Origin of the sequence: Alteromonas hispanica (assembly GCF_010500915.1) — a bacterium.
GTDB classification, from domain to species: Bacteria; Pseudomonadota; Gammaproteobacteria; order Enterobacterales; family Alteromonadaceae; genus Alteromonas; species Alteromonas hispanica.
The window spans coordinates 250,771-264,992 of record NZ_JAAAWP010000003.1; the positions used below are offsets into that span (position 1 = coordinate 250,771).

The 14,222-nt window shown below is 41.8% G+C and carries 10 protein-coding genes; all 10 read right to left on the minus strand.

Translation table 11 applies throughout. From position 1 onward, the window contains the following. Positions 1 to 426: 426 nt before the first annotated feature. The 10 genes from GTW09_RS06605 to GTW09_RS06650 all read right to left on the minus strand — a co-directional run bounded on the left by GTW09_RS06605 (position 427) and on the right by GTW09_RS06650 (position 14,219). The gene (locus tag GTW09_RS06605) at positions 427 to 1,053 is read right to left on the minus strand and encodes a hypothetical protein (protein WP_163111017.1); all 627 of its coding nucleotides are present in this window, start codon (positions 1,051 to 1,053) and stop codon (positions 427 to 429) included. A 12-nt stretch (positions 1,054 to 1,065) separates the two neighbouring features. Further along, positions 1,066 to 2,727 (minus strand): protein kinase domain-containing protein, encoded by a 1,662-nt coding sequence (locus GTW09_RS06610; protein WP_163111019.1) that lies wholly within the window; start codon positions 2,725 to 2,727, stop codon positions 1,066 to 1,068. Then, on the minus strand, positions 2,727 to 4,469 hold the full coding sequence (locus tag GTW09_RS06615) for a PEGA domain-containing protein (RefSeq protein WP_163111020.1): 1,743 nt from the start codon (positions 4,467 to 4,469) through the stop codon (positions 2,727 to 2,729). The genes GTW09_RS06610 and GTW09_RS06615 overlap by 1 nt, the downstream gene beginning before the upstream one ends. Before the next feature lie 20 nt (positions 4,470 to 4,489). Beyond that, complete coding sequence (locus GTW09_RS06620; RefSeq protein WP_163111022.1) at positions 4,490 to 6,943, minus strand: FHA domain-containing protein; 2,454 nt, start codon at positions 6,941 to 6,943, stop codon at positions 4,490 to 4,492. Continuing rightward, positions 6,924 to 8,153 carry a Stp1/IreP family PP2C-type Ser/Thr phosphatase gene (locus GTW09_RS06625; RefSeq protein ID WP_163111024.1) on the minus strand — a complete coding sequence of 410 codons (1,230 nt, stop codon included), beginning with the start codon at positions 8,151 to 8,153 and terminating at the stop codon, positions 6,924 to 6,926. The genes GTW09_RS06620 and GTW09_RS06625 overlap by 20 nt, the downstream gene beginning before the upstream one ends. A gap of 11 nt (positions 8,154 to 8,164) precedes the next feature. Further along, positions 8,165 to 8,668, minus strand: a complete 504-nt coding sequence (locus tag GTW09_RS06630; RefSeq protein WP_163111026.1) for an FHA domain-containing protein — start codon at positions 8,666 to 8,668, stop codon at positions 8,165 to 8,167. Positions 8,669 to 8,713: 45 nt separating this feature from the next. Further along, the gene (locus tag GTW09_RS06635; protein WP_163111028.1) at positions 8,714 to 9,064 is read right to left on the minus strand and encodes a hypothetical protein; all 351 of its coding nucleotides are present in this window, start codon (positions 9,062 to 9,064) and stop codon (positions 8,714 to 8,716) included. A gap of 25 nt (positions 9,065 to 9,089) precedes the next feature. Further along, positions 9,090 to 11,438, minus strand: coding sequence for a bifunctional serine/threonine-protein kinase/formylglycine-generating enzyme family protein (locus tag GTW09_RS06640; RefSeq protein WP_163111038.1), 2,349 nt, complete (start codon positions 11,436 to 11,438; stop codon positions 9,090 to 9,092). A 9-nt stretch (positions 11,439 to 11,447) separates the two neighbouring features. Beyond that, entirely contained in the window at positions 11,448 to 13,091 is a 1,644-nt protein-coding gene (locus tag GTW09_RS06645; protein WP_163111040.1) for an FHA domain-containing protein, read from the minus strand. A 78-nt stretch (positions 13,092 to 13,169) separates the two neighbouring features. Next, the gene (locus GTW09_RS06650) at positions 13,170 to 14,219 is read right to left on the minus strand and encodes an FHA domain-containing protein (RefSeq protein WP_163111042.1); all 1,050 of its coding nucleotides are present in this window, start codon (positions 14,217 to 14,219) and stop codon (positions 13,170 to 13,172) included. Positions 14,220 to 14,222 lie beyond the last annotated feature (3 nt).

Below are 14,222 nucleotides of genomic sequence, written 5' to 3' on the forward strand. Positions count from 1 at the left end.
TCTGTGCCTTTAAGGGGTAGATTATCCGTTATCTCGTTTCGCTCATACACCTGCTATCAACTCAGAAATAAATTCAACCTTAATTTAGCTGCTGAGGGTTCCATGGAACCATAAATGTATAGTGACATTATAGTTTGATATGAAAAATAGCATTTTAAGATAATTCAAAGAAGTAATGTTTGATAAATTTGTGCTAAATAATAGTCATAGTTTCGACATTATAGTTTGAAAATTTTTGGTCGCTCTTAAATTAAGAACTAAATCTTCAGGCACGGGCTAGAGGTTATTTCAATGAGTTGAATATTTGACAGCTCCAACAACGTTTAATTCATAAGTTCCCCAAAAAAAACAGTGACGATAAAGTCACTGTTATCTATTGTCCGGAAGTCTTTAAATTCCGTTTAGAATCTTTCTAATTTTAGTTTCTTAGAACCTAAACGAGACACCTATTTCAGGTCCATGCATATTGGCTTCTGAGCCCGGTATACCTAATGCTCTATAACGAATATATGCTCCACCGTCACCTATTGAAACGTTATATCCAAACGCCGCATCATAAGTGATGCCAACAATCCATTTTTCATCTTTCTCATTCCCAAAAAACTCCTCTTCTAAATAGCCTACGCCGAGCCCAACTGTTGCATTTGCTATAAAGCCGTGACCCGACCCAACTTCCCAATATGCGCCGTACCCATACTCATAAAACAAGCCATAGCCTTCTTCTGATTCATCTCCCTCGTTAAAAACGTCTTTGAGATATACAGCTCTATAGCCCGACAAAACGTAATAGTTGTCCTTTAAATCTCTGTTCAGATACTGAAAGTCATGCCTAACAATTTCATCCTCAGGATGCTCAGCTCCAGATTCAGCACCGTACAAATAACTGAACAAGAAATCATCTCCGTCGGATTCCTGCCCACCATAAGTGAACTGGTAATGGTTAGCATCAAGGTCAAGACCTGTGTATTCCCCTGTTGAATATCGAAGCGTCAACGTATCAGCAAGCGAATTAAAAGATGCAAATAAGCAAATTATTCCAAGTATTTTTTTCATATGAATGTCCTTTTATGGTGGTGGTATTCTCTCGAGCTTTTTCCGCTCTACTTCTTCTTTTTGCAACTCATCAGATTCAGCTCTTATCTGTTTTAAGAGCCCCTCTTGACGATTCTTTTCTCTGTTCAAAGTTATTAACTGTTGCTCTAACTCGAATTTTTGTTTTTGAAACTCTTTGATTTGAGCCAAGTCTGCACCGCTATCGGCAATAGCTCTTAACTCATCAAGTTTTGATTGGATTGATTTTTGCTCATTTTCAAGTTGTGCATATTTTTCTTGTTCTTCCCTTGAAAGGTTCCTCAAATCAGATATTTGTTTTTCGTACGCGGCCCGTTCTTCACCGAGCTTCTTGAAGATCTTTTCATTGAGTTCTGCCAATCGGGCGTCACCGGGTAAGACTGTGAAGCCTCGTTCTAAATTCTCGAAAGCACTTTTATAGTTTCCAGTGGATAGGCTGTTTTCAGCCTTTCGAATATAGATAGATGCTATTTTTTCCAATCCGCTTAAAGCTTTTTCGTTCACTGGAGAAATTAGCAAAGCTTGTTTGAATTTTTCAGCTGCGTTGCTTCCTCTGGGATAAACATAATTCTCCTTATCTAAAAGTTCTTTAGCTTGGGTAAGCAGCTGTGCTAGTTCTTCTTTTCGCTCTACTTCTTGAGCATTTTTACTTGCTTCAAGTGATTCAATCCGCGCTTGACTAGAAACCATTGCAGAGTTGGCCCTTGCTTTTGTTTTTTTTGCTTCTTCATAAAAATAGAGGGCAGTTACAAATGCAGCCGCACAAATACTCCCACCAATTCCCCATACCAAAGGAGATACAGATTTTTTATTGTGAGCTTTTAGCACATGAGTAGCATGTTTAGGACGTTTAAATCGTTGCCCTGCATTAATAGCATCAAAATCTTTTCTCACTTGATTAACATGTGAATATCGATTATCAGGCGATTTGGCACAAAGGTTGTCAATTAACGGCTGGTAGTGAGACAGATTTTCAGGAAGAAGTGGTATCGGCTCGTTAATATGCATCAACCCAATCGCAAAGGTATCTTCTGAGTCATAGGGCTTAACCCCTGCTAAGGCTTCGTATAGCACAATGCCCAAGCTGTAGAAGTCTGCTCTGCCATCTAATGACTGCCCTCTGGCCTGTTCGGGACTCATATAATGCGGGGTGCCGATAGACATACCCGTCCCTGTCATTTTAGTTCCTGAGACAACAGCTTTAGCAATACCAAAATCAGAAAGTACGGCACTGCCATTTGAACGAAATAGAATATTTTCTGACTTTACATCACGATGCACATACCCTTTGCCATGCGCATAACTAAGTGCTTCTGCCACATCTAAAACTGAACTGAAAATCTGCTCTGACGAAATTCCTTTTTCTAAGTTGTCTTTCAGATCACCAGCATCTACGTACTCCATCACGATGTAATTGAGATGGTTGTATACGCCCATATCAAATACTCCAACGATATTAGGATGTTGGAGCTCAGCGACTATTTTTGCTTCTTTTAAAAACCTTTCACTAAAATCTCTGTCAGCAGCCAGTGCCGGAGCCATTATTTTGAGAGCCACTTCACGATTTACAGATTCTTGTAATGCAAGATACACGGTTGCCATACCGCCAGAACCGAGTTCCTTTATCATCCTGTATCCGGGGATTTCGATAGACACTAGATTGCCTCCTTGCGCCTAAAGAAAGTATCTGATTCGGGTTCTTTTACGTCTTCCCCAACCGCATAATTCACGGAAAGTTGACGAAGCTGATGATTGTTTTGCTTATCAAGGTAACGTATCAACCATACTCGGTTGTATTGACCACTAATGTCATGCGGACCAATCTCATTAACATTTAAATCTAACGAGCTGGCAAGTGGGCCTGACTTTTCAATCACTTCATACTTCCATGTCTCATCTGGCAACTGTGTGAAGCGCTGGATGCTCTCAACTTCACCATCCTCGATTAATTTCACCAGACTTTTCTCATTTATCTTCAGTCGTGACTTGTTAAGCGTTAATGCTGATAAATCACCTGCTTCGCTCACTACTAAGACCTTAAGCGGAGATTTTGACCATGAAATGGATTTTGTGCCAGATGATGCTTTGACTTGATGGAAGCCTATAAGTGGGGTGACAGAAATGTCATTTTGCCCTAATCTGACATCAGCCCCCCCTATGGTAACAATTGTCATTTCAGAATCATGATCAGGCAGCTCAATACTCTTCAAGCTATGCATTGATGAATCAAGGTCTAATATTGGATTGGTATTGCGACTTCGATACAGATGGTAAGCTAGGGTCGTAATGAGCGACGTACCTTGACTCAATTGGATTGAAGAAACCTCATCATCCTGAAAATTATGCTTATTGGGAGATTGCGTCCATAGCGACTTAACTTGCTCGTTGAAAACGCGGCCTTGCTTCGAACTGCGCTTCCAGATTAGATATGCATAATCACCTTGGTCTACTTCGATGCGGTCGCCAACGCGCAGAAGCGTAAACAATGCCTTGGCAAAATCTTGCTCTGACATTTTGCCCTTATCTGTAAGCTCTTCTATTTCAAACGATACACTAATAGGGCTTTGCACTCTGGCATTTCGATATCGCTGCTCTTCTTCCGCTTTCAATCTTGCGGCTTTTTGTTGTTGAAGCTCTGCTGCTACAATGGCTGAATACCATTTAGACTCAAATAACTGCTCTGAGGATAAGAGGTTAACAGTAAACTCATTTGAACCATCCTGAACGAATTCAAAGGAAGCTTCACCCACAACTCTGGTTTCGTCATTTATTTGCTTTACAGCAGATACGCTGTAACTTCCGAACGGCAGCTGATCAATAGCAAATGGAGTAATACCCTCCATATCGTTAACTAGTACGCTCGCACCAGAAGGATTGGAATCGATAACAAATGAACCTGACGTAGGAATGGGCTTTAAATCGAAGTGATAGTTAAAGGCTTCTCCTGTGGTTATCTCGATAGACGTCTCTAGCGGATAAAAACCGTGGGACGATACAACCAACTTATAAGGCCCAGAATCGAGCTCACCCGTAAATTTTGAACTAAACTTCTCATCTGCAATTTCTAATATTGCCTCACTGGGTGAAACGGTTATTTCACCCTCGGCGAATCCTTGGCCGGGTGAAAGTTTCAAAAGTTGCTTTTGCCCCCTTTCAACCAATACTGTATGTACTTTGTCTCTGTGCCACGGTTTTTTGACCAAAAAATGGTATTCGCCCGGTTTTAATTCAAGATTGGTATCCCCTTCACCATTGATGAATACACCACTCTCAGGAATGGTATATACGCCATCTATTAACGATACTGTTTCTGGTAGCTCTGGCTCTGTGCTTGCACACCCGCCGATAAAGACTGCCAGCAACACCAGTTGACTTAGCTTTAAACCTATTACTTTCATAGAAGGCTACTCCGTTAGTCCTACTTGCGGCCTAAAAACTCACCAACAACAGCCTCACCTTTTCTCGTTGTTCTGTTAAGTGAGTAGGCTGAAATTACTCCGTTGCCGCTTGATATTATGACGTCAAGCATGCTGTCATTGTTGATATCTCCCAGCAACGGTGAGGCAACAACTTTATCACTGCCAGTAATTTTTACCTGTAGTGAAGGACGGAGTCGATTGGTGTATGTAACCACTAGTGAGCCCTTTGCGTCCAGCATAAAGAGTTCGGGTATATCGTCGTCATTGATATCATATAAAGCATTGGTTGACATGAACTGGCCTGGTACATTGCCGGAGTTCAGATCTTCACCGTATTGAGCACTTAGGACAAAAACGTTTCCATTCTCAGATATAGCAATAATGTCATCAATACCATCACCATTGGCGTCACTGATTATTGGAGTTGAAAAGAAAGTATTACCTTCAAGGACATTCCAGGTAACGCGACCACTGGATGCATCTATTGCGGCGACACCTTGTTTTTCAGTCGCCACGATGACGAGATTTAACCCACCATCATCGTAAAAAGCAGGCGAGGCATACTTCACTTTTCCTACATCCGCTTCCCACAGTTGCCATGCCTTATCATTCTGAGCAGAAATCGCCATCACTTGACCGCGATCGGTAACAGACACAATATCTACCACGCCGTCACCATTTAAATCGGCGGATAGCGGTGAAGTGATCACACTGCCGTTAATAGACTCAGCAGTATTCCAGATTTGCCAGCCCCTGTTGCCATTTAGTGCAACAAGTCCTTTGTTCTTGGTTGGCACAATGACATCCAACACCCCGTCATTATCTACATCGGCAATGGCCGGTTTATTAACTACATCACCTAAATTCAAATTTTCATCGCTTGTCCAGAGGGTTTGTCCCTTACTGTCTAAAGCTCTGACAATACCCTCGCTGGTAGCAACAATAACATCAAGTTTGTTATCACCAGTCACATCAGCCAAAGCTACAGAAGCATTGATAGAACCTGGCAACTCTGCTTGATAAATTTGTTTTCCTTCCTGGCCATCCAACGCGGTTACAAAGCCTTTTTGATCCGCCACTATGATGTCTAAAAAGCCATCATCATTGATATCACCTAGCGCAGGAGTTGCCGTTACACCGTGATATTGAGGTAAGGACACTGACCAAGTTTTACCTGCTTGCAGCTTTGCTTCGATTTGAGCAGGTGAGCCACCGGTCAGAAAAGGCGTTACTTCATCCTTAAACAGCATGAATCCCATCACTAAAGCGACGACAAAGAATCCAGCAACACCGTAAACCCAGGAAGGGAGCTGCTTTTTGCTTGCTGACGCAATGGTTTGTGTTGCAGCTGGCATCGCCTTTGTTGCAGTTGACTTGGTAGCACTGGCGTCTTCAAAAACACAGTTCACCTCGCCAAATCGAAGTTTATCCCCAGACTTTAAAAGGCTTAAATTAGTTTTCTTACCATTGACGTAAGTGCCGTTAGTACTTCCTTGGTCAGTCAACTTCCATTCGTCATTTACCTTTTCAAGCAATGCATGACTGCTTGATACGGAGTCCGTATTCAATACAATGTCATTGGTATCTGTACGACCAAGGGTGTAGCGATTTTTATCTAGTGGTATTGTCTTTGGTGTTGCTCCACCGACAATTTTTAAGCAGGATGCGGGCGCTTTAAATACTGTAGTTTTATTCGCGTCTACTGCTGGGCGTGTTTGTGTTTTATTTGGATCAACAGCCCCTCGAACTTGCGTCTTATTCGGGTCAACTGCTGCTCTAACCTGTGTCTTATTATTATCGACTGGGCCTTCAAACGTAAACTCAATCGTATCAAATTTCACTTTATCGCCGGTGCTTAGCGTGGTTGTAGTGATCTTTTGACCATTGACGTAGGTACCATTTGCAGAGTTAGTGTCCTCAATTTTTACTGTATTGCCAGTGACTGTTATTTTGGCGTGTTGGCGGCTTATCGCCTGATCAGAAATCGTTATATCGCAACTGTCTTCCCGACCAACTATCTGTTCACCTTTAAGTGTAAATGTAGAGTTTGCGCCAACGAGCTTGAAGCCGGCTGCTGGTGAAACTTGGGTCTGAGCAGACAAGCCGGCTCGTGCTGCACTAGCGAGATCTTCTTCGGTTATAGCAGCATTGACTTGAGTTGGGCGCCTGCCTTGTGGGTCTGTCAGCTCAAATTCTAACGAAGCAAATCGAATAGCGTCCCATGCTTTTACACGTATCCTGCCATTAAGAGGTTTGCCGTTGACAAAAGTACCGTTACTACTACCAAGATCGACAAGAAAAACATCATCATCCTCACAGTGAAATTCGGCATGAAAGCCTGAAATATCAGCATCGGAAAGCGCTATTAAATTTGATGCATCACGCCCAACAGTGATCCTGGGCTTATCTAAATCAATGGATTCTCCATTTTTCTTATTTTGGAGTATTAGCATCTTTCTTTCCTTCCTTTAGCTTTTGATCTTCAGCATTCTTCTCAATGGGTTTGGGCTGTTGCAATGGTTCTGTGGTTATTTGGTCGCCCAAGACGGGTGTTGAATTGCCATCGTTCTTCAAAGTAGGTAATTGCTCGGGCGTGTTTTGCTGCCCTATTTGAATATTGTTAGCGCTCAGGTCTAGTTCATCATGCTCGTTGTTTAAGTTGGCCGGCAGCAACAGTGATTCAAGTTCACTGCTGGCTTCTCTGCTATTGATTTCATCCGGTAGTGTGTGAGTTTGACTGCTTGATACTGACGTAGGTGTATTTTCTTCTTTCGGCTTAAGTATGAACGTAAAAAGTAGGTACGCGATTAAAAGCGCGATTAATATACCGAGAACGCCCGCCGCGATGTTTTTAGCTTTACTAATTTTGTGTTGAGTCGCAGCGCCAACCGCTTTCATTTTTCTGGTCTTGGCTGCTTTAGGTCTCGCTATTGCGCTTTCATCGGCATCGATCAGAATCACTGTGATATTATCTGAACCACCATTCTCATTTGCTTTTGATATGAGTGTTGATACAGCTGTTTCGAGCGAATCAGTTGCTTTGAGAATCTCAAAAATCTCTGCATCTGACACTTCGCCCGTTAAACCGTCGCTGCACAATAAGAGTTTTTCGTCTTTATAAAGTTGCAGCTTTATTTCATCAACAGTGACACTTTCAAGAGATTCAGTGCCTAAACACTGGGTGATAATATTCTTTTCAGGATGAAGCTCGGCTTCTTCTTGTGTAATTGCGCCGCTATCCAACAAATGCTGAACGAAGGAGTGATCTTTGGTGACTTGAATAAGTTCGGTTGGTGAATAAAGGTAAGCCCGGCTGTCACCCACCCAGCTGATTGTTAGCTGGGCCCTGTCTGCTGTAGCTAAAACAGCGGTTGTACCCATGCCTTTGACACCAACACCTTTTTCAGGTGCACTTTTAATCGCTTCATGGGCAGCTTGGATCGCGTTTGAGGGTAGGGTGCCAGCTTTAATAAGGCGTGGGATCTCATCACTGGCGATTTCACTAGCAATTTCGCCTGATTCATGACCTCCCATGCCATCCGCGACAAGCCAGATGCCGGCTTCTGAGTCACAAACAAAGCTATCTTCGTTGTGATCTCGAACCATTCCAACAGACGTTTTTCCTATCGCCTTATACGTTAAGGCGGGCTCTCCACTGCTCAACAGGACGTTCCTTATTTTTTAATTATTTTAGTTTCCCCTGTGGTCACTGTATCGCCACGTTTTAACCGTTTTGATACGACTTCAACACCATTAAGAAAAGTTCCATTTTTACTCTTTAAATCTAATACCCACCAATGTAAGTCATCAAAAACAAAGAGTAAATGTTTACGAGAAACCTGCTTATCATCAATCACAATGTCATTTGATTTATCTCTTCCAACCAAAATTCGTTGTTGGTGAGTTTCAACTTCAAATTCATTATCTTGGCAATTGATAATCCAAGTTTCCGATTCTGTACTTAAAGCAGTTTTTTCATCTCTTAATGTCACTAAAAGATGCTGCTTAATATTCGCTGCTCTATTTTTTATCTGTGTTGGTTCATCTAATAACTGCCTTACATATTCCTGCCAAGAAATACCTAGAGCATCTGAGCGGCGGTCAACCTCTTCCCAAAACGCTGGCTCTAAAGCAAGAGAGGTTACTGACGAGCCAATACGCAAACTTCTATGAGACATAGGATAGACCATAATATACAATGTAGCAATATATTAATACAATAATCAGAGTGCCAGTGCAATTGCACCTATAGCAATTAAAGACTGAATGATGAGCCAACTGTTAAATGCTGTTTTTTTAACATCAAGTTTTTTGGTCGTTATTTTTTCTACTTCTCCAATAGGAAGAACAACTAACTTTCCATTTTGTTCTACCTTCATAGTTGTTTTACTTAAACTTATAACTTTTACATCTTCAAATTTGCGCCCATCGATAGTCTCAAAGGAGATTTGACTCCCTTCCTGAACCTGACCTATTTTTAAAGATTGCTGGGCTGTTTCTGTTCCGATATTTTTGGTTGTAGAACAACCAGAAATAACACACGCAAAAATCAAGATAAAAACTATATTTCTCATAACACTTTCCTTTTTATTTACTTTATCAATCATTATCTGAAGCTAGTCTAAAACCTATTGTTGAACTTTTAAGATTTACTGATATTCCATTTCGAAAACTTAACGAAATCCCTCTCTTTGAGCTACCATACGAACCTCCTCTGACAACAACTTTTTTGCATTGATCAACAACTCGTTTTGCTACAGACCAATCACTTAAATCATTTTTCCAACAACTACTTGTCCATTCCCAAACATTTCCCTGCATGTCAAACAGCCCCCATGTATTAGGCGCAAAACTCTTAACCGGTGCAGGCTGTAAATTATCCCATTTGCTTCCGCATTCAGAACAATTCGCTTTATCTTCTGAAAATTCTTTGCCCCAGCCAAACTTCCATTTACTCCCGGCTCTTGCTGCATACTCCCACTGCGCCTCGGTCGGCAAATAAAAATTACGGCGAGTCACCTTTCTTAACCATGGAATATATTGTTCAACGATATCAGAGTAATTGACATTAACTACAGGGTTTTCATTAAGACCCCATCCTTCATCACTAGGTCTCTGATAACAACCCCTAGCCTGAACACATAGATCCCACATCGAAAAGGTAACCTCAGACTCCATCAATTTAAATGAGTCGATAGATATATTTATTCTTGGTTTTTCACTCTCATTGCATGCCATGTCGCCATCGCTACAACCCATAGCGAAATTACCGGCAGGAATATCAATTAGCTTGCCGACATAGCGCTCATAATTGTTATAAGCATACTCCGCATCACTAAGCATTTGCTCTAATTGACGTTTACCTTGGAAATCACTACTTATTTTATTAGCTTCATTCAAGTATTCTTTTGCCAAAACAAACTGATTCCTTGCTATCGCTTGTTCAACCTTGCGTTGATAATTTTTTATCTGCCGCTCTTGCTCCCTTTTACGTTTTTCATCTGCGGCTTTTTTTAACAGTCTTTCATAAGATTGCTGTTCTTGAACTAATGTATCATTCAGACCAGATGATCGACTATAACCAGGCTGTATTTCATTAATGGTAGTTATGTAACCCTTAGCTTTATCAAATTCATTTTTTGAAATAGCACTTATTGTTAGCGTTCGCAGTTTGCTTAGTAACTCATCTTTCAACGCTGTGGCCGACTTGTTATCTGGTTCTAATACTTGAATTTGAATTATCTTGTCCAACGCATTGTTGCCTTCTGGCCTAGTCAATCGAAGCGCTGTAATATCTGCTTCCGCTGCTTTAGCGAGTTCATCTAATTTTCGGCTAATAGCCAACTCAGCAAGACGAGCTCGAGCCAATTCAGCCTCGCTTTTGGGCGACGAAATAGGTTGGCTGGATGCGACATTAGTCTGACTTACAATTGGTGTTTGTGCTTGTTGACTGGATGGTGATGAATATCCCTTTGAGCTGATGTTTTGCTGATAGATATAAACCCCTGCCACCAGTAAGGTAGCTATCAACGCACCGCCAATACCCCACTTTAGCCCTTGATGGTTTGATGATGGGTGGTGAGTATACGCCCCCTGAACAATACGGGTCTTTTGGCTTGCTCTTAAAGTTTGGCCTTGTAATAACTTATCAACATCCTGAATCAGACCTCGAGCATTCTGATAACGGTTGGCTTTGTTTTTAGCTAAGCAATTATCTAATAGTCCTTGGTACTGATTAAGATATTGTGGCAGCTTTGGTAGAGGGTTTTGGATATGCATGATACCCACCGCCATGGTGTTATCACCTTGATAAGGGACCTGGCCGGTCAGCATCTCAAATAACATGATACCTAAGGCATAAATATCACTACGACCATCTAAATCACTTTCTCCTTTGGCTTGCTCCGGGCTCATGTAATGCGGCGTACCAATACTCATCCCCGTGCCCGTCATCTTGGTGCCGGAATTAATCGCTTTGGCGATACCTAAGTCGGTCAGTATGGGGCGGTCCGATTCATCGAACAGAATGTTCTCTGGTTTGATGTCTCTGTGCACTAAGCCTTTGTCGTGGGCATAGCCAAGGGCTTCTGCAATGGCTTTGATGGTGGATAAACTTTGCTCTGCGGTAAGGCCTTGTTCAATGCGTTGTTTTAAATCACCGCCGGGTAGCAGCGCCATGGTGTAATAATGATAAGTAAATCCCTCAACTTGCGCTTCACCGACATCATAAACAGGAATGATATTAGGATGGCTCAACGCCGCGCTGGCTTGGACTTCTTTTTGAAAGCGGTGAATGCGTTCGGCGTCTCTTGCAAATTCAGGAGGCAAGACTTTTAGGGCGACATCGCGACCCATCACAGAATCGGTTGCCAAATACACATCCGCCATACCGCCTGCACCCAGCTTCTTGCCGATTACGTATTTCCCTATTTGAGTCCCTGTCTGCATGCTATTTCCCTATTTACCAGATGAACTTTGTGTATAGGGGCTTCTACCATATTTGTTGTCACTCAATTGACCTTTCAAACAACCGAGTTCCACGAGTAGATAAAGACTAATAACCAAGTTCACTAAACCAAAAGCTGGTTGGTTTGTTGCTAAAATCAAAAATGTGGTTATGTACGGCACAAATATCAGTAAAGTTAACCAGCCTGTTCTGCCTCGGTCGTGTAACCGTTTCGTGTATATCGCAGACGTAAAAAAAAGAGCCAACAATGATAGTCCGATGTAACCGATGTTAAATACCGGAGAAAGAGAGGCAAATTGCATTGTTCTTGCTAGTTGCATTGCTTGCATCCCTGTTTCAAGGTCTCCATAAACCATTGCGGCCAATAGAAACTGAGCCAAAAGAAAAACAACTAATAGTGACAATATGGACGCCCAAAACTTCGAGCGTTTAATCCTGCCGTCATATGACGTCAAAAGCCATTTTAACCCTTTTTGTCCAGAATCATTTAATTCACTGCTGTGATTTTGTTCTTGCTTACTTTGTAGTGGTGGTGGCGGTGGCGGTGCATCCGTGCTTGGTTTGAAATTTGTATTTACGGCTGGTTGCTGAACATTGGTTTTATTCCGATCATATAGTTCATTCGAAACAATTTCGTCAATTGGCTTATTTACTTTGTCAGCTGTTCCAGAATTTGCGCTGATGTCGCTTTTATTTTTTGATTCGGTACTTTGTGTAGGTTGTTTAGTTGATGACTCTACTTTGCTTACTTCGTCATTAGGTATGGTCTGCTTTTCATTACCGATGCCAGTATTAGAAGCTTTTATATCAACAGGAAAAATCTTTTCTGATTGAACCAAAACTTTTGGTTTAGTGGCTTCACGCTCTTCGACTTGTGCATCTTTAATTTCTGTTAATGCAGCGCTAGGGGCTTCTTCAGAGCTTTCTGTTACAAATTGTCTTACACTCGTTTTTGCAATGGATTCTTGCGTTTTTGGGTGGGAAGGCAAGTTGGCGGTATAAGTCACTTCGTCAAATGAAACAATGTCGCCGTCATAAATGCTCGTTTTGCTTTGGCTAATATGCTGCCCATTTACGAAAGTACCGTTGGTTGAGTCAGCATCATAAATCTTAATGCCATTCTCGCTCACAATGAACCCAGCATGACTACCGGATATCATAGTATCATTGAGCACAATATCGTTTTCGGTTGAACGACCAACAGTGATGTCGCGAACAAGTTCAATGACTTCTGGCCCTTGTCCTTTTTTTAAAATCAGTTGCCCAAATGATTTTCGTGGATTGGAATTAGTCTTTACTGGCTCTTGAACAACATCAAGCAACTGCGTCTTATTGCTGCTTGACGCATTAGGATCTATCAACTGAAAATGTTGATTTCCAAATGAGACGGTGTCGGTAGGATTCACGACCGTTTTACCAGACAATGGCTGACCGTTTACTAACGTTCCATTTGATGAGCCTAAGTCGACAATAGTGCAGATACTATTTTCATTAAATATCGCTGCGTGGAATCCCGACACGGTTGGGTCGTTTAAAACAAGATCATTACTCTGCTCTCTACCAATATTGATTCGACCACTGGTAACATCAAATATGTTGGTGTCTTGTCCGACTTGTTTTAATTGCAGTTTCATTACACATCCAGTTGCTTAGCTACACGTAGTCTCTTCTACACCATTGCTGGGGGTGTAGCACAATATTAATACATTAAATCATAAACGGTGGAACATCAACTGTGCATTTCCTACTACTATCCATTCGTCTGGCTCTAGAGTTCCTTGCACTTTTTTCTCTCTACCTAAATACCAGGTACCATTTGTGCTGTTGAGGTCTCGAAAAATAAGTTGGTCTTCACACCTTTCTATGTGGCAATGGTGGCGAGACAAATCTTGATCCTGCAACACAATGCTATTTGCCTCATCTCTGCCCACTGAAACTGGCCCATCATCACTCAGTGGCAGTGTTTTAACCCACTGTTGAGCGATATATAAAGACAAACCATAGTCAGGCTCACTTTGTCGATTGTTCGATGGTATATCCTGATTAACGTCTGACTTTGTTTGGTTAGTGTGATTTGGTGATTGTCGTGATGCCTGAGCTTTATCACTCGAAAATAAAGAAAACCCTCGATGTAATAAAATGTATTGACCGGCTATTCCAGATACCACCAATATCAAATAAACGGCTAGATCGTTAGATGCCGTGTTGACTACCATACCCATCTCGCTACTATGCCAAAAAGTTTTTGCTAAACGTCCAAAATACGAGAAGAAGGACGGCAGCATAATAAGTCTGTTGCTTGTTTCTGATAGGTTTCCCATATTGATAATGGATACCAGCAACAAAACTGCACCTGAGAAGGAAGTAAACACGACGACCATAAACTTGTAAGCAACAAGCATAAGCGTACCGAAGACAAGTCCTGTAATCACCATTGCAAGTGGTTCGGTTAATTGCATCGCTAATGCAGCGAATAGGCCAATTGAAAATCCTATTGCAAAGACAATGAAGTGATGAATTGCGAGGGCTAGTCCGCCTCCTAAAAAGAACCCACCTATTCCCCATAACCAAGCCAAGTCGCCAGAAACGGCTGCACCTATCAGGGTCATTACTAATGCGCCCCAAAATGCGCCTATTAAATAAATGGCAGCTTTGTGCAACCAAAAGCCAAAGTAGGTTATTGCCAAGCCAGCAAATAGTGTCAGGAGCACTATTGCCAAGTTAGCAAAGTTCAATGAGTCTACAATGGGTATGTCATTCATAAT